32 protein-coding genes and 2 pseudogenes are annotated in these 20,968 nt (G+C 72.2%); 11 read left to right on the forward strand and 23 right to left on the reverse strand.

What is annotated here, in order from left to right; genetic code table 11:
* Positions 1–11: 11 nt before the first annotated feature.
* From D1J60_RS25730 to D1J60_RS25835, 22 genes are all read right to left on the reverse strand, one after another.
* Positions 12–326: a hypothetical protein gene (locus D1J60_RS25730; RefSeq protein WP_125822681.1), complete on the reverse strand. Its 315-nt coding sequence runs from the start codon at positions 324–326 to the stop codon at positions 12–14.
* A 44-nt stretch (positions 327–370) separates the two neighbouring features.
* Entirely contained in the window at positions 371–1,087 is a 717-nt protein-coding gene (locus D1J60_RS25735) for a hypothetical protein (RefSeq protein ID WP_125822682.1), read from the reverse strand.
* Entirely contained in the window at positions 1,084–1,494 is a 411-nt protein-coding gene (locus D1J60_RS25740) for a hypothetical protein (RefSeq protein ID WP_125822683.1), read from the reverse strand. The genes D1J60_RS25735 and D1J60_RS25740 overlap by 4 nt, the downstream gene beginning before the upstream one ends.
* 582 nt (positions 1,495–2,076) lie before the next feature.
* A complete protein-coding gene (locus D1J60_RS25745) occupies positions 2,077–2,511 on the reverse strand; it encodes a hypothetical protein (protein WP_125822684.1) in 435 nt (144 codons plus the stop codon).
* Positions 2,512–2,626: 115 nt separating this feature from the next.
* Positions 2,627–2,932: a hypothetical protein gene (locus D1J60_RS25750; protein ID WP_125822685.1), complete on the reverse strand. Its 306-nt coding sequence runs from the start codon at positions 2,930–2,932 to the stop codon at positions 2,627–2,629.
* Complete coding sequence (locus D1J60_RS25755; protein ID WP_125822686.1) at positions 2,929–3,237, reverse strand: WhiB family transcriptional regulator; 309 nt, start codon at positions 3,235–3,237, stop codon at positions 2,929–2,931. Before D1J60_RS25755 ends, D1J60_RS25750 begins: the two co-directional genes overlap by 4 nt.
* Positions 3,234–3,668: a hypothetical protein gene (locus tag D1J60_RS25760; protein ID WP_125822687.1), complete on the reverse strand. Its 435-nt coding sequence runs from the start codon at positions 3,666–3,668 to the stop codon at positions 3,234–3,236. Before D1J60_RS25760 ends, D1J60_RS25755 begins: the two co-directional genes overlap by 4 nt.
* Complete coding sequence (locus tag D1J60_RS25765; RefSeq protein WP_241253397.1) at positions 3,665–4,252, reverse strand: hypothetical protein; 588 nt, start codon at positions 4,250–4,252, stop codon at positions 3,665–3,667. Before D1J60_RS25765 ends, D1J60_RS25760 begins: the two co-directional genes overlap by 4 nt.
* On the reverse strand, positions 4,249–4,614 hold the full coding sequence (locus tag D1J60_RS25770; protein WP_125822688.1) for a hypothetical protein: 366 nt from the start codon (positions 4,612–4,614) through the stop codon (positions 4,249–4,251). Before D1J60_RS25770 ends, D1J60_RS25765 begins: the two co-directional genes overlap by 4 nt.
* Positions 4,614–5,360 carry an exonuclease domain-containing protein gene (locus D1J60_RS25775; protein ID WP_125822689.1) on the reverse strand — a complete coding sequence of 249 codons (747 nt, stop codon included), beginning with the start codon at positions 5,358–5,360 and terminating at the stop codon, positions 4,614–4,616. The genes D1J60_RS25770 and D1J60_RS25775 overlap by 1 nt, the downstream gene beginning before the upstream one ends.
* Positions 5,357–6,211 carry a recombinase RecT gene (locus tag D1J60_RS25780; protein ID WP_125822690.1) on the reverse strand — a complete coding sequence of 285 codons (855 nt, stop codon included), beginning with the start codon at positions 6,209–6,211 and terminating at the stop codon, positions 5,357–5,359. The genes D1J60_RS25775 and D1J60_RS25780 overlap by 4 nt, the downstream gene beginning before the upstream one ends.
* A complete protein-coding gene (locus D1J60_RS25785; protein WP_125822691.1) occupies positions 6,208–6,450 on the reverse strand; it encodes a hypothetical protein in 243 nt (80 codons plus the stop codon). The genes D1J60_RS25780 and D1J60_RS25785 overlap by 4 nt, the downstream gene beginning before the upstream one ends.
* Entirely contained in the window at positions 6,447–7,358 is a 912-nt protein-coding gene (locus tag D1J60_RS25790) for a lambda-exonuclease family protein (RefSeq protein WP_125822692.1), read from the reverse strand. The genes D1J60_RS25785 and D1J60_RS25790 overlap by 4 nt, the downstream gene beginning before the upstream one ends.
* Entirely contained in the window at positions 7,355–7,753 is a 399-nt protein-coding gene (locus D1J60_RS25795; RefSeq protein WP_125822693.1) for a hypothetical protein, read from the reverse strand. The genes D1J60_RS25790 and D1J60_RS25795 overlap by 4 nt, the downstream gene beginning before the upstream one ends.
* The gene (locus D1J60_RS25800; RefSeq protein ID WP_125822694.1) at positions 7,750–7,977 is read right to left on the reverse strand and encodes a hypothetical protein; all 228 of its coding nucleotides are present in this window, start codon (positions 7,975–7,977) and stop codon (positions 7,750–7,752) included. The genes D1J60_RS25795 and D1J60_RS25800 overlap by 4 nt, the downstream gene beginning before the upstream one ends.
* Positions 7,974–8,219: a hypothetical protein gene (locus tag D1J60_RS25805; protein WP_125822695.1), complete on the reverse strand. Its 246-nt coding sequence runs from the start codon at positions 8,217–8,219 to the stop codon at positions 7,974–7,976. Before D1J60_RS25805 ends, D1J60_RS25800 begins: the two co-directional genes overlap by 4 nt.
* Positions 8,216–8,566 carry a hypothetical protein gene (locus D1J60_RS25810; protein WP_125822696.1) on the reverse strand — a complete coding sequence of 117 codons (351 nt, stop codon included), beginning with the start codon at positions 8,564–8,566 and terminating at the stop codon, positions 8,216–8,218. Before D1J60_RS25810 ends, D1J60_RS25805 begins: the two co-directional genes overlap by 4 nt.
* Complete coding sequence (locus tag D1J60_RS25815; RefSeq protein ID WP_125822697.1) at positions 8,563–8,745, reverse strand: hypothetical protein; 183 nt, start codon at positions 8,743–8,745, stop codon at positions 8,563–8,565. Before D1J60_RS25815 ends, D1J60_RS25810 begins: the two co-directional genes overlap by 4 nt.
* The gene (locus D1J60_RS25820; RefSeq protein WP_125822698.1) at positions 8,738–9,193 is read right to left on the reverse strand and encodes a hypothetical protein; all 456 of its coding nucleotides are present in this window, start codon (positions 9,191–9,193) and stop codon (positions 8,738–8,740) included. The genes D1J60_RS25815 and D1J60_RS25820 overlap by 8 nt, the downstream gene beginning before the upstream one ends.
* Positions 9,190–9,633 carry a hypothetical protein gene (locus D1J60_RS25825; protein WP_125822699.1) on the reverse strand — a complete coding sequence of 148 codons (444 nt, stop codon included), beginning with the start codon at positions 9,631–9,633 and terminating at the stop codon, positions 9,190–9,192. Before D1J60_RS25825 ends, D1J60_RS25820 begins: the two co-directional genes overlap by 4 nt.
* 80 nt (positions 9,634–9,713) lie before the next feature.
* Positions 9,714–9,899 (reverse strand): hypothetical protein, encoded by a 186-nt coding sequence (locus D1J60_RS25830; RefSeq protein WP_125822700.1) that lies wholly within the window; start codon positions 9,897–9,899, stop codon positions 9,714–9,716.
* Positions 9,896–10,207, reverse strand: coding sequence for a helix-turn-helix domain-containing protein (locus tag D1J60_RS25835; RefSeq protein WP_125822701.1), 312 nt, complete (start codon positions 10,205–10,207; stop codon positions 9,896–9,898). Before D1J60_RS25835 ends, D1J60_RS25830 begins: the two co-directional genes overlap by 4 nt.
* A gap of 267 nt (positions 10,208–10,474) precedes the next feature.
* Here D1J60_RS25835 and D1J60_RS25840 point away from each other — a divergent pair, with 267 nt between their 5' ends.
* From D1J60_RS25840 to D1J60_RS25865, 6 genes and pseudogenes are all read left to right on the forward strand, one after another.
* Positions 10,475–10,882: a hypothetical protein gene (locus D1J60_RS25840; protein WP_125822702.1), complete on the forward strand. Its 408-nt coding sequence runs from the start codon at positions 10,475–10,477 to the stop codon at positions 10,880–10,882.
* Between the two features lie 191 nt (positions 10,883–11,073).
* Positions 11,074–11,343: a hypothetical protein gene (locus D1J60_RS25845; RefSeq protein ID WP_125822703.1), complete on the forward strand. Its 270-nt coding sequence runs from the start codon at positions 11,074–11,076 to the stop codon at positions 11,341–11,343.
* 18 nt (positions 11,344–11,361) lie between these two features.
* Positions 11,362–12,744 (forward strand): annotated as a pseudogene (locus D1J60_RS25850) (ATP-binding protein); the annotation flags it as partial.
* On the forward strand, positions 12,741–13,922 hold the full coding sequence (gene dprA, locus D1J60_RS25855) for a DNA-processing protein DprA (protein WP_125822704.1): 1,182 nt from the start codon (positions 12,741–12,743) through the stop codon (positions 13,920–13,922). The pseudogene D1J60_RS25850 and the gene dprA, both read left to right, overlap by 4 nt.
* A 209-nt stretch (positions 13,923–14,131) precedes the next feature.
* Positions 14,132–14,968, forward strand: a complete 837-nt coding sequence (whiG, locus tag D1J60_RS25860; protein WP_125594831.1) for an RNA polymerase sigma factor WhiG — start codon at positions 14,132–14,134, stop codon at positions 14,966–14,968.
* An 84-nt stretch (positions 14,969–15,052) separates the two neighbouring features.
* The gene (locus tag D1J60_RS25865; RefSeq protein ID WP_125824187.1) at positions 15,053–15,610 is read left to right on the forward strand and encodes a TetR/AcrR family transcriptional regulator; all 558 of its coding nucleotides are present in this window, start codon (positions 15,053–15,055) and stop codon (positions 15,608–15,610) included.
* Positions 15,611–15,768: 158 nt separating this feature from the next.
* On the opposite strand, the pseudogene D1J60_RS25870 reads toward D1J60_RS25865, so the two are convergent.
* Positions 15,769–16,191, reverse strand: a pseudogene (locus tag D1J60_RS25870) (M23 family metallopeptidase); the annotation flags it as partial.
* Positions 16,192–16,441: 250 nt separating this feature from the next.
* Here D1J60_RS25870 and rpsB point away from each other — a divergent pair.
* From rpsB to D1J60_RS25895, 5 genes are all read left to right on the forward strand, one after another.
* A complete protein-coding gene (gene rpsB / locus D1J60_RS25875) occupies positions 16,442–17,323 on the forward strand; it encodes a 30S ribosomal protein S2 (RefSeq protein ID WP_125599137.1) in 882 nt (293 codons plus the stop codon).
* A 134-nt stretch (positions 17,324–17,457) separates the two neighbouring features.
* Positions 17,458–18,294 (forward strand): translation elongation factor Ts, encoded by an 837-nt coding sequence (gene tsf, locus D1J60_RS25880; protein ID WP_125599134.1) that lies wholly within the window; start codon positions 17,458–17,460, stop codon positions 18,292–18,294.
* Positions 18,295–18,456: 162 nt separating this feature from the next.
* Positions 18,457–19,236 carry a UMP kinase gene (pyrH, locus tag D1J60_RS25885; RefSeq protein WP_007266845.1) on the forward strand — a complete coding sequence of 260 codons (780 nt, stop codon included), beginning with the start codon at positions 18,457–18,459 and terminating at the stop codon, positions 19,234–19,236.
* Between the two features lie 94 nt (positions 19,237–19,330).
* A complete protein-coding gene (gene frr / locus D1J60_RS25890; protein ID WP_125822705.1) occupies positions 19,331–19,888 on the forward strand; it encodes a ribosome recycling factor in 558 nt (185 codons plus the stop codon).
* Positions 19,888–20,964, forward strand: a complete 1,077-nt coding sequence (locus D1J60_RS25895) for a phosphatidate cytidylyltransferase (protein WP_125599128.1) — start codon at positions 19,888–19,890, stop codon at positions 20,962–20,964. The genes frr and D1J60_RS25895 overlap by 1 nt, the downstream gene beginning before the upstream one ends.
* The last annotated feature ends 4 nt before the right edge of the window (positions 20,965–20,968 follow it).

Genomic DNA, 20,968 nt, shown 5'->3' on the forward strand with positions numbered 1-20,968 from the left:
CGGTCGGCCGGTCAGTCCTGGTTGGCGATGAGGTGCCACTCCGGCATGGGGCCGGGCGGGAGGCCGAGGGCGCGGAGGGCCTCGTCGAGTTCGGCCTGCCACTGGGCGTACTGGGCGGGGCTGGCGTTGAGGTCGCAGGTGATGGGGGTGCCGAGGTCGGCGGCGTGGGAGGCGGTGGCGAGGTAGAGGCGGTCTCGGTCGTACGGGCCGGCGGTGAGGTATTTGACGTCGCTGGTGAGGGGGCGGAGGGCGTTCTCGACGTCGCTGGTGTCGCGGGCGGGGATCTCGAATCCGTAGATCAGGTAGGCGGTGGTCCAGACGGCCATGGCGGGTCTCCTGTGTGCGAGGGCGGACGAGGCGGGTGCGGTCGTCAGGCGGCGTCGGGGTGGCTTTCGGCTTCGGGCGCGGAGGAGGAGATGGCGCGGGCGGCGTCCGTGCGGGAGGGGTGCGGTGCGCGGGCGCCCTGGCGCTTGCTCTCGGGGTCGCGGCCGGGGGTGACCCGGCGGCCGCGGCAGGCCTGCTCTACGGCGGCGGCGCACCAGGGGCAGGGCACGGCAAGGGGGTCGGGCTGGCCGGTGCGGATGAGGCGCTCGCGGGCGGCTGCGACGGGCCGGTACGCGGCGAGTGCCTTCCGGGCCTCCTCCGGCATGTAGCGGCCGATCCGGTTGAGGCGTTCCTGCACCTCGTCGGGGACGGCGTCGGCGCCGGTGATGGCCTTGAGGGGGGTCGGCTGCTGTTCGCCCATGATTACGGCGCGGCGTTCGGTGCGGAGGGCACGGATGAAGCCCTCGGCGTCGTCCGGGTCGAGCTCGGGGTGGTGGCCGGGCTCCAGGGTTCCGGTGTGGCGGTTCATGCGGTCGCGGACGTGGGCTCGCCAGCGGCCGGCGATGTCGGACGGCTTGATGGGGAACGGGGACTCGGCGTAGTGCTGGCCGACGGCCCACATGGCGAACTCGGCGGGGACGTCGATGAGGACGCCAGCCCAGAGTGCGGCCAGGCCCTGAAGTTCCTTCCGGTCCTCGGGGAGGACGCGGGGGTCGGCGTAGGAGACCTGCTTGAGGAGCTGGGGAATCTGATCGGGGTTCACTGGGCGCCTCCTGCTCGGAGTTGGGCGGACAGTTCGTCGAGGTAGTCGCGGGACGCGTTGCGGCGGGCCGCGGCCGGGCTGGCTGCGGGCGCCGGTGCGGGGCGGAGCGCGGGGAGGCGGTGGACGCCTTCGGGGTCCGGCGCGGGCGCGGGGGCAAGGTCCTTCCACCCGGGGATGAAGTAGCGGCCGTAGGTGATCTGCCGCTGCTGGCACTGTTCGACGGCGAAGCGGGCGAGGCGCTCGATGCCGTGGCTCTTGATGAGGGCGTGGACGACGAGCCATTCGGGGCCGGTGACGTTGCCCCAGCGGAGGGTGTCGTAGCCGGCACGGCCGATGGTGTCGACGAGGTCGCGGGCGAAGCCGGGGATGGTGCTGCCGGGGGTGGTGGGGGCGGGCTGTTCAGGCAAGCCCTCACTCCTGGTAGGAGTGGTTTGGTGAAGGGGTCCTGATTCCGGACCCCTAGGGGTCTCGATTCCGGACCCCCCCGGTCCTGATTCCGGACCCCTAGCGTTTTCGCTACCGGTCTCGATTCCGGACCCCTGCTGTTCGCTAGGGGTCTCGATTCCGGACCGGTAGCTCTGACTTAGGGGTCCTGATTCCGGACCGGTAGAGCCAGGTGCGGGGCGCCGGTAGCCGACGGCGTGGAGCAGCTGGTAGGCGGCTGCGCGGCTTCCCTTGGCCTCCTGAACGATGACCAGCTCGCCAGAGTTGAGGGCCTTGTCGACGGCCTTGACGACGACGGACTTCGACGTGTTGAGCCGGGCCCGCAGCTCGGTGGTGCCCATGCGGGCGACGCACTCGGGCCCGGCCGCCTTGTCGGCGATGGCGAGCAGCACGAGCCGGGGATTCCCGGTCGTCGTGGACCGGTTCCACACCCAGTGCATCGCGTCGATCGTCACGTGCAGCCTTCTCTCGTTCGGTGGGGCGGCGGTTGGTGCCCGCCCAGGGCGTTGAACCCTGGGCGCCGGCCGGTCCGGGCGGGCTGTTGGTCAGGGCGTCCGGCGGGATTCCAGGACGGCCCGGCCGAGGCTGGCGACGACCAGGAGGAGCGCGGCGACGGATTCGCTGAACTGGTCTGGGCCCGCCTTGATGGCGGTGGCGTAGAGCGCGTTGGTCATCTCGGGGTCGCGGTTGGCATGGGCGACGAAGAACCGCTGCGCCCACGCGGTCTGGGGATTCGCGGCGGCCGCTCCCGGCGTGACCTCGCTGAGCGCGAGCATCTCGCCCTTGGCCGGGTCGAATCCGGTGGGGTCGAGGAGCTGCACGGCGCGGGTTCCGGCCTCGGCGAAGGCGCAGCACACGCCGTACATCTGGCGGGCGTCGACGCTGAATCCGATGGCGTCCAGGGCGTCGGCGGCTTGGACGACTTCGCCGTGCACGGCTGCGGTGTAGGCGGTGGTGATGAGCTGGGTGATGGCTTCCATCAGCGTGCTCCTACGGGGCGGGGGCGGGGCGCATGGGTGGTGCAGCGCCAGCCGCAGGGGTAGAGACGGGAAGGGCCGTTGTGGCCGCCGGTGGGGACGTCGCAAGGGCGGTCGGTCATCCGAATAGGCCGAGCTGCTGCGGCGGCGGGGGCGGGTAGCAGGACCGGCAGGTGCAGCGGGCGCGGCACTCCGGTCCGGCCGTCCGAACCCGGGCCCGGGGCGGCCACGCGAGCCCCGGCCCGTAGACGCCCTTCTCCCGGTCGACGAGGTGCCCCGTGCACGAGTCGTGGCTGCCGACCTGGCAGGACGCGCACGGCTGCCGGGCGTCGCACGGGCAGGGCCCGCCGGCGCGCGGGCCGTACGACGGCGCGGACTGCACGAGGACGGTCTCGCGGATCCAGGCCGCGGCTGCCGGGGTCATGCGGCCGCCTGGTTCCGGCTGCGGGTGTACCGGTCGGCGCGCTCGGCGGGGCTGAGCCCGGCGCGGATTCCGTAGCGGTACTTCTTGGTCGCGTTGCCCTCGTACGCCATGGCGTCGGCAAGGCATTCGGCCTGGACCGGGCAGTCCGCGCAGATGCGGCGGGCCTCCTTGTAGGCGGGCAGGTTGCCGGGGCCGGGGTACATCAGCTCGGGGTCGACCGTGGCGCAGGCGGCGGAGTCAGCCCAGCTCGGCTCGGGTTCGAGGGTCTCGGGGGCGCGGTGTGGCCCGTAGGACTTGCTGATCACAGGGCACCTCCGAACAGGGCCTTGAAGGCGGCGCGGTTGCGCTGCCGGGCGGCGGTGTCGTCCATGTGCGCCGGGGCGACGCACCACGGCACGCCACAACCGGGCTGGACGACCCCGACCGGGGCCCGACGGTTGTGCGCGACGAACCCGGCCCGGTAGGCGGTGGTGCGGCGGCCGTGCCAGCGGAGGACGGGCACCTTGCGAGACAGCTGGCCGGTCCACTTCCGGTGGCCGTCGCCGGCGTCTTCCGACCGGGCGAGGAGGGCTTCGGCGAGCGTGCACGTGGTGCGCCCGCCGCCGGGAAACTTTGGGATCCCCAGGGCGGCGCGCGTCTTGGCCACGGTGGTGTGATTGACGTGCAGCCGCTTCTCGATCTGCCGGTCGGTGAGGCCGTCGCGGAGCATCTCGGCGATGTCGGCGCGGATCTTCACAGGACGCCCCCGCTCAGGGAGTCCGGCCACTGGCAGCCGGCGAGCGCCCGCCGGTGGGACTCCGGCAGTACCTTCAAGGGCTTGCCGAGCCAGTCGTGGCCGGCGGCCATCGCGACGTAAGCGTCGGCCTCGTCGTACCGGGCGGGGCCCTCGGTCAGGTGGCCGTAGCGGTCGGCGACCGCCGACCGGACCTCGCCCTTCTCCGCCCGCCCGTTGCCGGTGGCGTACACCTTCAGCGACGACGGCGGGATGACGGCGTACGGAATGTGGTGCCGGTAGCAGTACTGGCGGACGATCACCCGCAGACCGGCGAGGTCTTCGGGGTTGCGGGGTCCGACGTGCCCGAAGCTGGGGCCCTCCATGACGACGAGGTCGGCGGCCTTGATGTAGTCGGCGATCTCGATGATCAGGATCCTGATCCGGGCGTCCCCGCGGGTCTTGGTGCGGATCTTGTCGGTCCAGCCGTCCCCGGCGACGCCGGTGGAGGTGAGGGAGAGGTCCAAGCCCACGACGAGGGGGGAACTGGTGCCCGCGGCCGGGAGGGTGAGCGGCATCCCGGTCGCGGGGGTCACGGTGAGGCTCACGCGGCCACCGCCGGGGAGGAGATCCCGTCGTTGGCGGCCTGGAGCATCGCGAGCCTGGACTCCAGCGCCCGCACGGCGGCCCGCTCCTGCTGGAGGGCGAAGCGGAGCGCGGCCGTTTGCGCGTCGTCCACGACCCCGGCGCGCAGCTGGTCGATTTGGCGGGCCCGCCGCTCCAGCTCCGTCGTGAGGAACCCGACGCGGTCGATGTCCGCGCCGCCGCCCCGCATGAGCTTCACGACGGCGGCCTCGGCGGTCTCCAGCCGGGCTTCGAGGTCGCGGATCTTCACGGCCTGGCCCGCGATCACGCCGGCCGCACGGGTCTGGTCGCCACGGAACCGGCGGATGAGGTCTCGTACACGCATCACAGCTCTCCGTCCTGCTGCTGGGGAAGGAGGGGCCACTCGCCCCGGATGACCTTGCTCGGGTCGCCGCCCTGCTCCGGCGTCGCCTTCGTGCGGAACCACTCCTGCAACCCGGCCTGCTGCTCGGCCCGCCAAGCCCGCTGCGCCGCGAAGAGCTGAGCCGGGCCCATGTCGTTCAGGTGCGGGTACCGCTCGAACTGGGCCTCGGCGATCAGCAGCGCGGCGAGCGCGTCGGCCTCGGCGGTGTGCCAGTCGGTCAGCTCGACGCCGTACCGCTCACAGGTGGGCTTGAGCTTCCGCATCCCGGAGCCCTGGACGTAGCGGTCGAGCTGCTTGTCGATCACGTGCGGGTCCACCAGCCCCGGCACGAAGCCTTCGGGGAGGCGCGCGCTCATCGGCGTCAGTCCGTGCCGCTCCAGGTCGCGGGCGAGGATCGTCCAGTCGAACGACAGGTTGAACGCGACGATGGGCATGCCGTAGGCCATGGCCCTAGCGAGGTGGTCGGCGATGTCGTCGAGGGCGTCGGCCGGCGCGGCGCCGGTGGCGGCCTGCGCGTCGTTGATGCCGTGGACCTCGGTGGCTTCGGCCGGGATCGGGATGCCGGGGTTGATGAGCCAGGCCATGGCCCGGTCGGGGAGGTTCCCACCGCGGGCGATGACGGCGGCGGTGACGATGCGGTCCTCGGTCGGGTTGGGGCCGGTGGTCTCGGTGTCGAAGGCCAGGCGGCGGACGTCGGCGAACTTCATGCGCGGGCCCCCGCCCCGGGCTGCGCGGTCGGCGGCCAGTCGGACGGTTCCTCGTCGACGAACTCGGCGTCGATCGGGGCGTCGTCGTCTGTCTCGGTGATCCCGGCCGGCTGCGGCAGAGGGGCGGTCGGGCTCGGCCGTTCGGCGGCGACCTCGGCCTGTGCGCGGAGCTGCTCGCGCATGTACTCGGCGCTGGTCGGCACCCACTTCGTCAGCCGATGGGCGGCCGTCTTCATCCACATGGCCTCCTCGTGCTTCTGCCACGGGGAGTAGGCACTGTCAGAGCCCTGCGACATGGCCTTGGCCTGCATGACCTGGGCCCGGTTGAGGACGACGACCTTGGAGGTGGCGCCGTCCTTCATCACCGCGTAGGCGTAGACGAGGCGCAGCGGGCCGCGGTCCGCGGCGTCCCAGTCGATCTCGTGGTGCGGGCGCTCGTCCCGGCCGGGGCTGTACCGGAAGGTGTCGTTCTTCCTGACGACCTCGACGATCACGGAGGACACGGCGCCGGCGCGGTAGATGAGTTCGATCTCGCCTTGGTAGCCGCGGATGCCCTGGATCTCGAGGCGGCCTTTCATCTTGCGGGGGGTCAGGTAGTACTGCTCGGTGCCGGGCTCCAGGCCGAGGCGGGCGGCCTCCAACAGGGCGCCCATGAGGGCGGCCGGGTTGTTGGAGGCGGCCTCGGCGAGCCTTGGGTCGCGGCGCAGGACGGATACGGCGAGCCGGACGAACGTGTCGGGCTTGACGTGGGACGGCATGACCATGGCGAGGTCGTCGCGGTAGCGCTCGACCATCGCGCCGGGGCCGGTGTCCCGGGTGGCGAGTGCGCTGGAGACGGTCTGATCGGTCATCGGGGCAGCTCTCCGAGGTAGGTGCGGGCGATGTCGTGGGCGTGCTCGACGAGCGCCGGGTTCCTCGTGCTGTTGATCGCCCCGGCCTGGGCCGTTGAGCGGCCGCAGGATTCGAGGAGGTAGGCGAGTTCGCTGACGGCGGCGGGCGGCACGGTGACGGCCTCTCCGCTGCGCTTGGCGCTGGCGACCTTGGCGTTCAGGTCGGCGGCAGCGATGAGCATCTGTTCGGCGGGAGTCATCGGGCGGTCCTTCGGGTGCGGGCGGGAAGGAGCTGGTAGGTGTGGCCATCGCGGACGGTGCGGGTGGCGATCCGCTCGCGCTCGCAGACGGCGCGCTGGCCGGTGCCGATGTGGTCGAGGAGTTCGCCCCGGCAGGCGTTCAGCTCGTCCTCGGCGGCCCAGCCGGCGTCCTGCGCGGCGTACCAGCGGTCGCGAAGCGCGGTGGGGATCTCGACGTCGACCAGGTCCAGGCCCTCGGGCAGGTCCCGGAGAACCTGGTAGGTGGCGCTGTGCCCGTCGATGTCCGGCCGCTCGCCGGCCCCGAGCGTCCGCATGAACTCGGCGCCGCCATCCCGCAGGAGGCGGGCCTCGGCCTCGTCGTACTCGACGACGTACTCCCGGTAGTCCGACAGGCCGATCAGCACCGCGACGTGGCAGCGGCGGGCGCCGAGGACGTCGAGGTACCACAGGCACTGGGCCCGGTAGTGCACCGGGATCTCGTCGGTGCCGGGCTCGCCCCAGTGCTCGTCGTCGCGGGAGGTCTTCGCCTCCAGCAGCTCCCCGAGCTCGCGGGGCCGGAGCAGCAGCCGGTCAGGGTTAGCGATCTGCACCCCGCGGCTGTACGTCGGCGCCTCCTCGACCCGCCACTCCGGATGCCGCTTGCCGAACTCGGCGCAGATCGCGGGCTCGTGGATCTTCCCCCAGTACATGACGTCGGTCTCCTCGACCGGCGCCACCAACCCCTTCTTCCGGTGCCACAGGGAGAACCGGGACTCGTACGGGGACAGGCCCATCACGGCGGCGATCTCCGAACCCCCAATCCCGGCCGCCCGCGCGGCGTGCCACTCCGGGGACCCGGCGGGGAACCAGCCGAGGACGCGGGCCCCGGAGGCCGGGGCCGAAGCCCCGGCCAACACGGACTCGGTCATTGGCCACCGCCCAGCCAGCCGTGCAGCTTGGCCCGCGTCTCGTCGTCGAGGAGCAGCGCCACCGGGCGCCCGTCCTCCGCGACGCAGCACACGAGCAGCTCGGGGTCCTCGTCCTCCAGCGCCGGTTCGACGGCGCAGTCGACACGGCGGACCACCAGCGGCTCCGAGGGGATCAGCGGGCTCGACAGCTCGGTCCAGCCGTCGACCTCGTCGCGGTAGTCCCCGTTCCACTTCGCTCCGGGCGCACCGGACTTGGACCAGCCGATCGCGCGGAGGTGCCCGCGCTCCGGGTGGGCGGTGATGTGCTCCACGTGGAAGTACGTGGTGATCTCGGGGGCCCGGTAGCCGTTGTTGTCGGTGTAGGTGCGGTCCACCTGGAAGTACGGTGCGGTCATGCGGCGGCGCTCCTCTTGGTCGGTTCGGGCAGGTAGGCGCGGCGGCCGTCGGCGGTGACGATGCGCAGGTCCCCACGGCCGGCGAGGTCCCTCAAGTCCTTCCGCGCGGTATTGCGCCCGGCCGTCGGCCACGGCGACCCGGCGAGGAGCGCTGCGGCATGCTGCGTCGTCACCGGCCCCGGCGCGGCCTGGAGCGCGGCCAGCAGCCACGCCCGGCGCGTCACCGGCCACCGCCCAAGTCGGCGTTGATGAGGGCGACGAGGTACGCGGCGAGGTCCACGTCTTCCGTGTCGATGGCCGGGTCGGGGCAGCAGTCGTAGACGCTGCCGTCGGCCTCCTCGTGCTCCTCGTCGGGGCACACGGGCGCGATGCCGGTCGGCTCCTCCGAGTTGTCCAGCCAGACCACCCGCCACCGGGCGGGGAGGCTGTCGGCGACGGCGGCACGGGCGCGGTCGAGGGCGTTCACGCCGCCTCCCCACGCTGCTGCGGCACCGACGGCGGGGCCACGGCCAGGAGCCGGCGGGCGAGCCGCGCGGCCGCCGGACCGTACAGCGGCACCTTCGACGAGGCGCGCTCGACGAGCAGCCGCTCCAGCTCCTCTCGGTCGAGGCGCTCGTCGTCGTCCTCGGCGCGCTTGGGCGGGTCGGCGACCTCGTGAAGGAGGTCCCACAGGGCGCCGTCCGGGTCAAGGAGTGCGTCGATGACGTCGCTGACGACGAGGGAGGTGAACGCGCCGAGGTCGAGGGTGGCACCGGCGGGGATGCGCTCGACGCCGATCAGGATGGGCCCGGTCACGGGCGGCTGGTTGGTCATCGGGTCCCCTTGATGGCGAGGCGGAGGGCGCGGCGGTGCTGCATGCGGGCGAGGATCTGGCGGTCGGTCGGCCTGTCCCAGGCGTGCATGCCGACCCCGGCGCGGTACCGGCGGCCGTGCTCGCCCCGGGGGGTGCCGCAGTGGCGGCAGCCGTACGGGGTGATCTCGCGGTCAGCCACGGGGCACCTCCGGCAGCTCACGGCCGATGCGGTACTCGTGGTGAAGCGGGGAGTCGTGCGGGTCCTCCAGCGGCTCCGGGTTCGGCTGGTACGACTCGTACGTTCGCCCGGCACCGTCCACGTCCGGCTCGGTGAGGTCGACGAGCGTTTCCTCCAGCTCGGCCACCCGGTCCCGCAGCCGGGTCAGTTCGGCAACGTGCGCATTCCGCTGCTCCAGCGTGTGCCGGTGGTTGGACTGCTCGCTGAAGTACAGGGCCCCCGCCAGCGAGGCGCGCTCTCGGGCTGAGCGCCACGCCGTCCGCAGCCGGGCCAGCTGGGCGGCGGACTCCGGCGACTGAAGCAGCTGCGCCGCCTCCAGGTCGTACGCCAGCTCCTCCGGCGTGGCCGCGCCGCGCTGCATCGCCATGCGCAGGGCGCCGGCCGCCGCGTTCATCCGGTGCGCGTTCACGCCGCACGCTCCGGGGCCGTCGCCACCCACTCCAGCAGCGCGACCGCGCCGACCTGGTCGACACCGTCGGACCAGTCCTCGACGTGCCGTTCCAGCGACAGCAGGTCGGGCCGCACCGGGCCGCCGTCGATCGACAAGGCCAGGAAGTTCACAGCCTGGTCGGCGAGCAGGCTGGAGCGCTGCGGGTTGCCGGTCGCCGCGTACCGGATGGCGCCGACCACCGACATCGGCCGCATGTACAGCGGCACGTCGAGTCCGTCGAGGCCGAGCGCGTCGAGGACGTAGTCGCCGTGGTGGATGCCGAGCCGGGCGATGACGCGGGCGGCGGCAAGGAGTACCTCCTCGACCGTGTCCGGGGCGGTGGGCCGGGGCGGGAGGGCGACCAGGACCGTACGGCGGCCGCCGGTCGGGAGGCTGGTCGGGCTAGGCTTGTGGTTCACGGTGTACCTCGATCTCTGGGTGTGAGGTGTGCCGAGGGGCTTGTCCGGATGGCCGTCCGGGCGGCCCCGCTTTTCGTTGGTCAGGCAGCGAGCTGCTCGCGCGGCACCGGCACCGGCTTCGGTGCCGAGGCGAAGACCGCCTGAAGCTGCATGCGGGTTTCGCCCCGCAGCGGGGGTGCCGCATCGACCAGGGCCCGGACCGCAGCCACTGCGGCCGGTCCGAGGCGCCGCTCTGCGTCGGCCCGGCTGAAGGGGGTGGCGGTCATGCCGCTGCCAGCCGACGCCGGCCGGTCTGCGGCGTGGTGGCGCGGCCCGAATGCCGCGTCGCGCGCCCCGTGGGGGTGAACAGAATCAGGACATCCACGCCGATCGCTGCTGCGATCTGACAGGCCGTCGGCGCGAAGACCGCCTCCTGGCTGCCGGACAGCAGGTTCCCGATCGTGCTGCGGGAGACGCCGGCCTGGGTGGCCAGCTCCCGGACACTCACGGAAGCGCCCGAACCGGTGCGCTTCATGAGGGTGGCCAGGAGGTCTCGGTTCACCAGCTGGAAGAGCGGAATCGTGTGCTCAGACATCAGCATCCGTCCATCTCGTGCAGTGAGTTGTTGCACTGCTTGGATGGGAGAAGCATTGCACAGCTTGGACGCTGCGTCCAGGCTCTTGGATGGATGGTGAGGATTTAGCCAAAGTCTCCAACGCGCCCTGGTGTGCGCCGTTGCATCGAGTGGACACTCTGTCCTAGGGCTGGGACGGCAGACCCGCGCCCATTAGGGGGTATAGGTGGACCGCCTCACTGGTCACTTGGACACCCGTCGACCCATGGCCAGAGCAGGAGTGGCAGGATGACCCTCATGGCTGCACAAGATCGATCCGCAACGGAGCGCTCGCAGCTCAGAGATCTCGTGCGCGACCGTAAGGACGTGCTAGGCCTGAGCTACGACCGTCTCGCGGCCCGCTGTGTTGATCCGGAGACCGGCGTCCAGACGGTCAAGTCCTCCTGGCTGCACCGGCTTGCTACTGGCATGGCGGTGCAGATTCCCGACTTCCCCATGCTGCGCGGCCTCGCCGCCGGCCTTGACGTCCCGCTGGGGCGTGTTCAGGACGCTGCGTCGGCCGAGTTCTTCGGCATGGACGTGGTCTGGGCAGCGTCTGGTGAGGCGCGGGCCTTGGTGAAGAGCGCCGAGACTCTGACGCCTACTCAGCGTGAGCAGCTCCAGAAGCTGTTGGAATCGTTCACCCGACAGGAATAAGGATTCGGGCATATGCCCTTGGGTAGAACGGCAACGCTGAGTAGTTCACGCGTGCATGGTGTAGTCACAGGTAGTCCAATACGGCACTATTGGCTCACCGCCTGGGGGCGAAGCTGTCCGATAGCCTGCATCACGCCTGCCTGTTCGAACTCACGGACGAATTGTGATGCAGGGCGCGCCAAGGGGGTCGCATGTCGCACGGAGTACGCACGGAGACCGAGGACGAGGCGAATCAGGCGCTCGCGGCCGTGCCCCAGGTAGTCATCTCAGATCTCGTTCCCGAGGGCCGCGCACTCGTACCCGTGCAGACCTCCGACCGCCTGTACATCGCAGTGCGGCCGGACGCCGAGGTCAAGCAGCTCGTCCAGGAGCTCAACGATCACATCCAGCACGCCTATGGCACGGGGCTCGTCGTCCCCTACAACGCCGATGGCGAGACGCGCCCGCGGCCTACGGTTTAGATGTGCCTCTGAGGTGATTTCGATTTGGCCGTCGCCGCGGCCGTGCTGGGGGCCGCCGAGGTCGTCGACCCCGGCAGGATCGCCGACCTCGTGCTCATCGGGGAGCTGGGCCTCGACGGCCGGGTGCGCCCGGTGCGGGGGATCCTGCCGGCCGTGCTCGCCGCCGCGGAGGCCGGCTACCGGCAGGTGGTGGTGCCGCAGCAGTGCGCCGCCGAGGCCACCCTGGTCCCGGACGTCTCGGTGCTGGGCGTGCGCAGCCTGCGGCAGCTGATCGCGGTGCTGACCGGCGGGGAGGTGCCCGAGGAGGACCCCCCGCCGCAGGCCGGGCGCCCCGATCCGATGCTCGCCGGGCTGGTCGTCCCCGGCGCCGGGCTCGGGACGGGCCTCGCGGGCCGGGGAGAGGCCGCGGACTCCCCCGACCTCGCCGACGTCGCCGGGCAGCAGGGCGCCCGCCGGGCACTGGAGGTGGCGGCCTCGGGGGGCCACCACCTCTTCCTCAGCGGGCCCCCGGGCGCGGGCAAGACGATGCTCGCCGAGCGGCTGCCCTGGCTGCTGCCGCCGCTCACCCGACAGGACTCCCTGGAGGTGACGGCCGTCCACTCGGTCGCGGGAATCCTGCCGCCCGGCGAACCGCTGGTCGGCCGGCCCCCGTACTGCGCCCCGCACCACTCCGCGACCATGCAGTCGCTGGTCGGCGGCGGGGCCGGGATCCCCAGGCCGGGGGCGGTCTCCCTGGCCCACAGGGGGGTGCTCTTCCTCGACGAGGCCGCCGAGTTCAGCGGGAAGGTGCTGGACGCTCTGCGGCAGCCCCTCGAAGCCGGGCACGTGGTCATCGCCAGGGCCGCCGGGGTGGTACGGCTGCCCGCCCGGTTCCTGATGGTCCTCGCGGCGAACCCCTGCCCGTGCGGCCGCCACACCCTGACCGGGGCCGGCTGCGAATGCCCCGCCTCGGTGATCCGGCGCTACCAGGCCCGGCTGTCCGGGCCGCTGCTCGACCGGGTCGACCTGCGGGTCGAGGTGGAGCCCGTCACCCGCTCCGACCTGCTCGGCCGCGGCGGCCGGGGAGAGCCCACCGCCGCCGTCGCCGACCGGGTCCGCGAGGCCCGCGACCGGGCCGCCGCCCGGCTCGCCGGCACCCCGTGGCGGCTCAACTCCGAGGTGCCGGGCCACGAGCTGCGCACCCGCTGGCCCGCCGGCCCTGGCGCCCTGGCCCTGGCCGAGCGGGACATGGAGCGCGGACTGCTCACCGCCCGGGGCCTGGACCGGGTGCTGCGGGTCGCCTGGACCGTCGCCGACCTGCGGGGCCGTGACCGCCCCGACGCGCTGGACGCGGCCGTCGCGCTGGAACTGCGCACCGGGATCGCCCGGGGCGCGGCCCAGGCCCTGGGGACGGGACCGTGAGCGCCGGGGAGCGGCCCGGCGCGGAGCTCGTGGCCCGGGCCGCGCTGACCCGGGTGCTGGAGCCCGGCGACGAGCACGGCGGACGCTGGATCCGCGAACTCGGGGCCGCCGCGGTGATGGGGCTGCTGACCGGCCCTGGCCGGGAGCCCGGCCCGCTGACCGGCGTGGGGCCCGAGCGGCTCGCGGGGTACCGCAGGCGGGCCGCCGTCGCGGAGCCCCTGCGGGACCTGGAGAGCGCCGCCGCAGCGGACGTCCGCTTCGTGTGCCCCGGCTCGGCGGAGTGGCCGACCCAGCTGGACGACCTCGGCGACGCCCGGCCCGTAGGCCTCTGGCTGCGGGGCCGCCCGCACCTGCGGACCTGGGCCCTGCGCTCGGTCGCCGTGGTCGGGGCCCGGGCCTGCACCCCGTACGGGGCCCACATGGCGCAGACCCTGGCCGCCGGGCTCGCCGAGCGCGGCTGGGTGGTCGTCTCCGGGGCGGCGTACGGGATCGACGGCGCCGCCCACCGCGGGGCCCTCGCCTCGGGCGGGGCCACCGCGGCCGTACTGGCCTGCGGGGTGGACACGGTCTACCCGCGCGGGCACGCCGGACTCCTGGGCCGGATCACCCGCCAGGGGCTGGTCCTGGGCGAACTGCCGCCCGGCACCCACCCCACCCCGAGCCGGTTCGTGCTGCGCAACCGGGTCATCGCCGCCCTCACCCGGGGGACCGTCGTCGTGGAGGCCGCCCTGCGCAGCGGCTCCCTCGTCACCGCCCGCAGGGCCCAGGAGCTGGGCCGCCTCACCATGGGCGTACCCGGCCCGGCCACCAGCGGCCTCTCGGCCGGGGTGCACGAACTGCTGCGCGGCGAGGCGGTGCTCGTCACCGACGCCGACGAGATCGTCGAACTCGTCGGCGACATGGGCGAACTGGCCCCCGCCCGGCGCGGCCCGGTGCACGCCCGTGACCTGCTGGCCCCCGGCGCCGCGCGGGTACTGGAAGCGCTCCCCGCGGGACGGGCCGCGGGGCTCGACGAGATCGCCCTCGCCGCGGCCTCCGGCACCGATGAAGTCATCGGCAGACTGTACGAACTTCACTCTCTGGGGTTCGTCGAACGGCAGGGCGACGGCTGGCGGTTGACCCCGCGGACGTCGCGAGAGGGGGTGCAATCCGGAGCCGACCGGCGAGGCGGTCGTTGACCTGGGGCGTTCCGGTGAAAGAGTGACGGCGATGACAGACGCGGTCCTCCCGGTGGCACTCGCCGGGACCGTGCGCGAGGCGCCGGTCCCGGGCCGCCCGCGCGAGGGCGGACGCCCCTGGGCCCCCGTGCCATCCCGTACTCTTCGCGCACCGCGACACTTCCGTCACGCTACGCTCCCAAGGAATCCGGCTCCGGCAAAGGCGAAGCATGCCCCAGCACACCTCAGGGTCCGACCGCGCTGCGGTGCCCCCCGCTGCCCGCGGCAGTGTGCGGTCCACCGCGCCCTCGTCCCTGGAGGTGCTCTGGCGCTCATACAAGGACTCGGGCGACGAGCGGCTGCGGGAGCAGCTGATCCTGCACTACTCGCCCCTGGTGAAGTACGTCGCCGGCCGCGTCAGCGTGGGCCTGCCGCCCAACGTGGAGCAGGCCGACTTCGTCTCCTCCGGAGTCTTCGGGCTGATCGACGCGATCGAGAAGTTCGACATCGAACGCTCCATCAAGTTCGAGACGTACGCCATCACCCGCATCCGCGGGGCGATGATCGACGAGCTGCGCGCGCTGGACTGGATCCCGCGCTCCGTGCGGCAGAAGGCGCGGGCCGTCGAGCGGGCCTACGCGACGCTGGAGGCCCAGCTGCGGCGCACCCCCACCGAGGGTGAGGTGGCCGGGGAGATGGGCATCGCGGTGGAGGAACTCCACACGGTGTTCAGCCAGTTGTCCCTCGCCAACGTGGTCGCCCTGGAAGAGCTGCTGCACGTGGGCGGGGAGGGCGGCGACCGCCTCTCCCTGATGGACACCCTGGAGGACACCGCCGCCGACAACCCGGTCGAGGTGGCCGAGGACCGGGAGCTGCGCCGGCTGCTCGCGCGGGCCATCAACACCCTCCCGGACCGGGAGAAGACCGTGGTGACCCTCTACTACTACGAGGGCCTGACCCTGGCCGAGATCGGCAACGTGCTGGGCGTCACCGAGAGCCGGGTCAGCCAGATCCACACCAAGTCCGTGCTCCAGCTGCGGGCCAAGCTCGCCGACGTCGGCCGCTGAGCCGCCGGCGGCCCGCCGACGGGGCGGACACCCCTTGCGGGACCTCCGTACAGTGGTGACGTGCCCAGGATTCGAGCGGCCTCCGTGGCCGAGCACCGGTCGATGCAGCGCGGCGCCCTGTTGGACGCCGCCCGTTCCCTGTTGTCCGAAGGCGGGACGGAAGCCCTGACCTTCCCCGCCCTCGCGGAGCGGACCGGGCTCGCCCGGTCGTCCGTGTACGAGTACTTCCGGTCCCGCGCGGCCGTCGTCGAAGAGCTGTGCGCGGTGGACTTCCCCGTCTGGGCCGCCGAGATCGAGGCGGCGATGGAGCGTGCGGCCACGCCGGAGACGAAGATCGAGGCCTACGTGCGCACCCAGCTGGGGCTGATCGGGGACCGGCGCCACCGCGCGGTGGTGGCGATCTCCGCCGGCGAGCTGGACGCCGGCGCGCGGGAGAAGATCCGCGCCGCCCACGGGGGCCTGGTGGCGATGATCGTCGAGGCCCTGGGCGCCCTCGGGCTGCCGGAGCCCAGGCTGTCCGCGATGCTGCTCCAGGGCGTGGTGGACGCCGCGGCCCGCCGGATCGAGCTCGGCGCCGCCGAGGACCCGGACGTGATCACCGAGACGGCCGTCGCCATGGCCCTGCGGGGCGTCACCGCCTGAGCAGCCCCCGGCCCGGGCGCGGGTGCTCCCCGGGGAGCTCCCGGCAGCAGCCGGGGCGTGGCCGCGGGGAGCAGGGACAGCGGGTTGAGATAGGCGTCCTCACCCGCCAGCAGGCCCCAGTGCAGGCAGGGGCCCGGGCAGTGGGAGCCCTCCGTGAGCACCGCCACCACCTGCCCCGCCTCGACCGTCTCCCCCTGCGCCACCAGCGGCCGCACCGGCTCGTACGTGGTGCGCAGGCCGCCCGGCAGGGTGAGCGAGAGCACCCCCCGCCCCGCCACCCGCCCGGCGAAGTGCACCCGCCCAGGCCCCACGGCCCTCACCTCGGCCCCGGCCGGCGCCGCCAGGTCCACACCGCGGTGGCCGGCCGCGTACGGGGTCGGCGGAGGGTCCCACCAGCGCACCACGGACAGCGGCGCGGGCAGCGGGCGCGCGCCCCGCACCCCGCCCGCCGCGCCCCCGCCGCGCACCGGTGCGACGGGTGCGGACGGGGCCGGATCGGGGGCCGCGGGCCCGGGTGCGGGAAGCGGCCCCGGCAGCGGACCGGGCAGGACCAGAAGCAGGATGAGCAGCAGTTTCGTCATGTCCGGCAGGATCGCGCGCGGGCGGGCCGCCCCGCCGGGGCCTGTGGACGGCCGACGGGGTGTGGACAACGGCGTCACCCGGCATACCGCCGGGTCCCGTACACTTCTTGTGGCGATCCGGGTCACCGGGTCGACTTCGCACGCCCCAGCGCCGACCGGTTCCGGTCAGGTGAAAGCGTCTCTCGGTCCCTCAAGGGGCAGGGCGCGGCGGGGCGTCAGGAACCAAAACCGAGAAACCAAGGAGATGGCCATGGCCGTCGTAACGATGCGGGAGCTGCTGGAGAGCGGCGTCCACTTCGGTCACCAGACCCGTCGCTGGAACCCGAAGATGAAGCGCTTCATCTTCACCGAGCGCAACGGCATCTACATCATCGACCTGCTCCAGTCGCTGTCGTACATCGACCGCGCCTACGAGTTCGTGAAGGAGACCGTCGCGCACGGCGGCTCCATCATGTTCGTCGGTACGAAGAAGCAGGCGCAGGAGGCCATCGCCGAGCAGGCGACCCGCGTCGGCATGCCGTACGTCAACCAGCGCTGGCTGGGTGGCATGCTCACCAACTTCTCCACCGTCTACAAGCGCCTCCAGCGTCTGAAGGAGCTTGAGGCGATCGACTTCGAGGACGTCGCCGCCTCGGGTCTCACCAAGAAGGAGCTCCTGGTCCTCTCCCGCGAGAAGGCCAAGCTGGAGAAGACCCTCGGTGGTATCCGCGAGATGTCGAAGGTTCCCAGCGCCGTCTGGATCGTCGACACCAAGAAGGAGCACATCGCCGTCGGTGAGGCGCGCAAGCTGCACATCCCGGTCGTCGCGATCCTCGACACCAACTGCGACCCCGACGAGGTCGACTACAAGATCCCGGGCAACGACGACGCGATCCGCTCCGTCACCCTGCTCACCCGCGTGATCGCCGACGCCGTCGCCGAGGGCCTCATCGCCCGCTCCGGCGCCGCGACCGGCGACTCGAAGCCGGGCGAGAAGGCCGCCGCCGAGCCGCTCGCCGAGTGGGAGCGCGACCTGCTCGAGGGTGAGAAGAAGGCTGACGCCGAGGCCCCCGCCGCCGAGGCCCCGGCTGCCGAGGCTCCGGCCGCCGAGGCCGAGGCCGAGGCCCCGGCCGCGGACGCCGAGCAGGCCTGACCCACTGAGAGCGCCCGGCGTTCACCCGCCGGGCACTCACAGCACGGACGATGACGGCGGGGGAGCCGCGCCACGAGCGCGCTCCTCCGCCGTTCACCCGTAGATCTACGACTTCGAGAGAGAATCACAGACTCATGGCGAACTACACCGCCGCTGACGTCAAGAAGCTCCGCGAGCTCACCGGCGCCGGCATGATGGACTGCAAGAAGGCCCTCGTCGAGTCCGACGGCGACGTCGACAAGGCCGTCGAGGCCCTGCGTATCAAGGGCCTGAAGGGTGTCGCCAAGCGCGAGGGCCGTTCCGCCGAGAACGGTGCCGTCACCTCCCTGATCTCCGAGGACGCCACCTCCGGCGTGCTCGTCGAGCTCAAGTGCGAGACGGACTTCGTCGCCAAGAGCCCGAAGTTCCTGGCCGTCGCCGACCAGCTCGCCGCCCACGTGGCCGCCACCAAGCCGGCGGACATCGAGGCGCTGCTGGCGTCCGAGATCGAGGCCGGCAAGACCGTCCAGGCGTTCGTGGACGAGGCCAACGCCAACCTCGGCGAGAAGATCGTCCTGGACCGCTTCGCCGCGTACCAGGGTGCCTTCGTGGCCTCCTACATGCACCGCACCATGCCCGACCTGCCCCCGCAGATCGGTGTCCTGGTCGAGCTGGACAAGGCCGACGCCGACCTGGCCAAGGGCATCGCCCAGCACATCGCCGCGTTCTCGCCGAAGTACCTGACCGCCGAGGACGTCCCGGCCGAGGTCGTCGAGTCCGAGCGCCGCGTCGCCGAGGAGACCACCCGCGCCGAGGGCAAGCCCGAGGCCGCGATCGCCAAGATCGTCGAGGGTCGCGTCAACGGCTTCTTCAAGGACGCCACGCTGCTCGGCCAGCCGTACGCGCTGGACAACAAGAAGTCCGTCCAGAAGGTTCTGGACGAGGCCGGTGTCACCCTGAAGCGCTTCGCCCGCATCAAGGTCGGCATCTGAGTCCGTCCGTACACGACGGACACCGGACCCCGATAGGGTCTGAAGCAGTCGTCCGCGCTCGCGCAGGACGACCGCAGATCTGACGAGGAGGCCATTGCCGCAGAGGGAACCGCGAGGACCCACCGGCAATGGCCTTCTTCGTATGTGCACGAGGAGATCTCCATGAATCAGGGCGTGGACCCCCACACCGCATCCGACGACAAGAGCGACCACGAGAAGAAGGGTCGCCGCTTCATGCTGAAGCTGTCCGGCGAAGCCTTCTCCGGCGGCGGCGGACTGGGTGTCGACCCCGACGTCGTGCACGCCATCGCCCGCGAGATCGCGGCCGTGGTCCGCGACGGGGCCGAGATCGCGGTCGTCATCGGCGGCGGCAACTTCTTCCGCGGCGCGGAGCTTCAGCAGCGCGGCATGGACCGGGCCCGGTCCGACTACATGGGCATGCTCGGAACCGTCATGAACTGCCTCGCCCTCCAGGACTTCCTGGAGAAGGAGGGCATCGACAGCCGGGTCCAGACCGCCATCACCATGGGGCAGGTCGCGGAGCCGTACATCCCGCTGCGCGCCGTGCGCCACCTGGAGAAGGGCCGCGTCGTCATCTTCGGCGCGGGCATGGGCATGCCCTACTTCTCCACCGACACCACGGCCGCCCAGCGTGCCCTGGAGATCGACGCCGAAGCCCTCCTCATGGGCAAGAACGGTGTCGACGGGGTCTACGACTCCGACCCGAAGACCAATCCGGACGCGGTGAAGTTCGACGCGCTGGAGTACAGCGAGGTGCTGTCCCGGGACCTCAAGGTCGCCGACGCCACGGCCATCACGCTGTGCCGCGACAACCAGCTGCCGATCCTGGTCTTCGAGCTGCTGGCCGAAGGCAATATCGCCCGCGCCGTCAAGGGTGAGAAGATCGGCACGCTCGTAAGCGACCAGGGCACCCGGGCCTGAGCCCACCGAGCCGGACCCGCAGGGGTCCGGTCCGGGCGGCCCGGACCGCCCGCGCCCGCCTGAACCATCCAAATCTGACATGCAGGAGCACGTGGTGATCGAAGAAATCCTCCTCGAGGCCGAGGAGAAGATGGAGAAGGCCGTCGTCGTCGCCAAGGAAGACTTCGCCGCGATCCGCACCGGCCGTGCGCACCCGGCGATGTTCAACAAGATCGTGGCGGACTACTACGGCGCCATCACGCCCATCAACCAGCTCGCCTCCTTCGCCGTGCCCGAGCCGCGCATGGCGATCGTGACGCCGTTCGACGCCTCCGCGCTGCGCAACATCGAGCAGGCGATCCGCGACTCCGACCTCGGTGTCAACCCGAGCAACGACGGCCGCATCATCCGGGTGACCTTCCCGGAGCTGACGCAGGACCGCCGCAAGGAGTTCATCAAGGTCGCCAAGACCAAGGCCGAGGACTCCCGGGTCTCCATCCGCTCCGTGCGCCGCAAGGCCAAGGACGCCCTCGACAAGCTGATCAAGGACAAGGAGGCCGGCGAGGACGAGGTGCGCCGCGCCGAGAAGGAGCTCGATGACACCACCGCGAAGTACGTCGCGCAGGTGGACGAGCTGCTCAAGCACAAGGAAGCCGAGCTCCTCGAGGTCTGATGAACGACTCTCCCTGGGCCGCTGAGCCGGTTCCGGCGGGTCCCGCATACGATGCGCTGGTGGGCCCGCAGACTGCGCCCATGCCCATCGTGCCCGATGCCGCCGGCCGTGCCTTCGACGACCGGGAAGCACGCGATCGGGGGGCCGCCTTCGTCGGCGGCCCCCCGTTCCGCGCCGAGACGCCGTTGCAGGAGCCCATGCCCAGCCCCCCGCCTCCGCCTCCGCAGGCCCCGCAGGACGCCTCGCCCCCGCCGCAGAAGAAGCGCGCGGGGCGGGATCTGCGTGCCGCCATAGGGGTCGGCGTCGGCCTCGGTGCGGTGATCTTCGCTTCGCTGTTCATCGTCAAGGCCGTCTTCGTCGGCGTCATCGTCGTCGCGGTCGTGGTCGGCCTGTGGGAGCTCACCTCCCGGCTCCAGGAGAAGAAGGGCATCAAGGCCCCGCTGGTCCCGCTCGCGGTCGGCGGCGCGGCGATGATCATCGCCGGGTACGTCCGCGGGGCCGAGGGCGCCTGGGTGGCGATGGCGCTCACCGCGCTGGCCGTCCTCGTGTGGCGGATGACCGAGCCCCCCGAGGACTACCTCAAGGACGTCACGGCCGGCGTCTTCGCGGCGTTCTACGTGCCCTTCCTGGCCACGTTCGTCGCGATGCTGCTGACCCCCGACGACGGCCCTCAGCGGGTGGTGACCTTCCTGCTGCTGACCGTGGTCAGCGACACCGGGGCGTACGCGGTCGGCTGGCGCTTCGGCAAGACCAAGCTGGCCCCGCGCATCAGCCCCGGCAAGACCCGCGAGGGGCTCTTCGGAGCGGTGGCCTTCGCGATGGGGGCCGGCGCGCTGTGCATGGAGTTCCTCATCGACGACGGCGCCTGGTGGCAGGGCCTGGTACTGGGCCTCGCCGTGGCGGTCTCCGCCACCCTGGGCGACCTCGGCGAGTCGATGATCAAGCGTGACCTGGGCATCAAGGACATGGGCACGCTGCTCCCGGGCCACGGAGGCATCATGGACCGGCTGGACTCGCTGCTGCCGACCGCTCCGGTGGTCTGGCTGCTGCTGGCGGCGTTCGTCGGCACCGGCTGACCGG

The sequence above is a fragment of the Streptomyces sp. W1SF4 genome, from assembly GCF_003950035.1.
GTDB lineage: Bacteria > Actinomycetota > Actinomycetes > Streptomycetales > Streptomycetaceae > Streptomyces > Streptomyces racemochromogenes.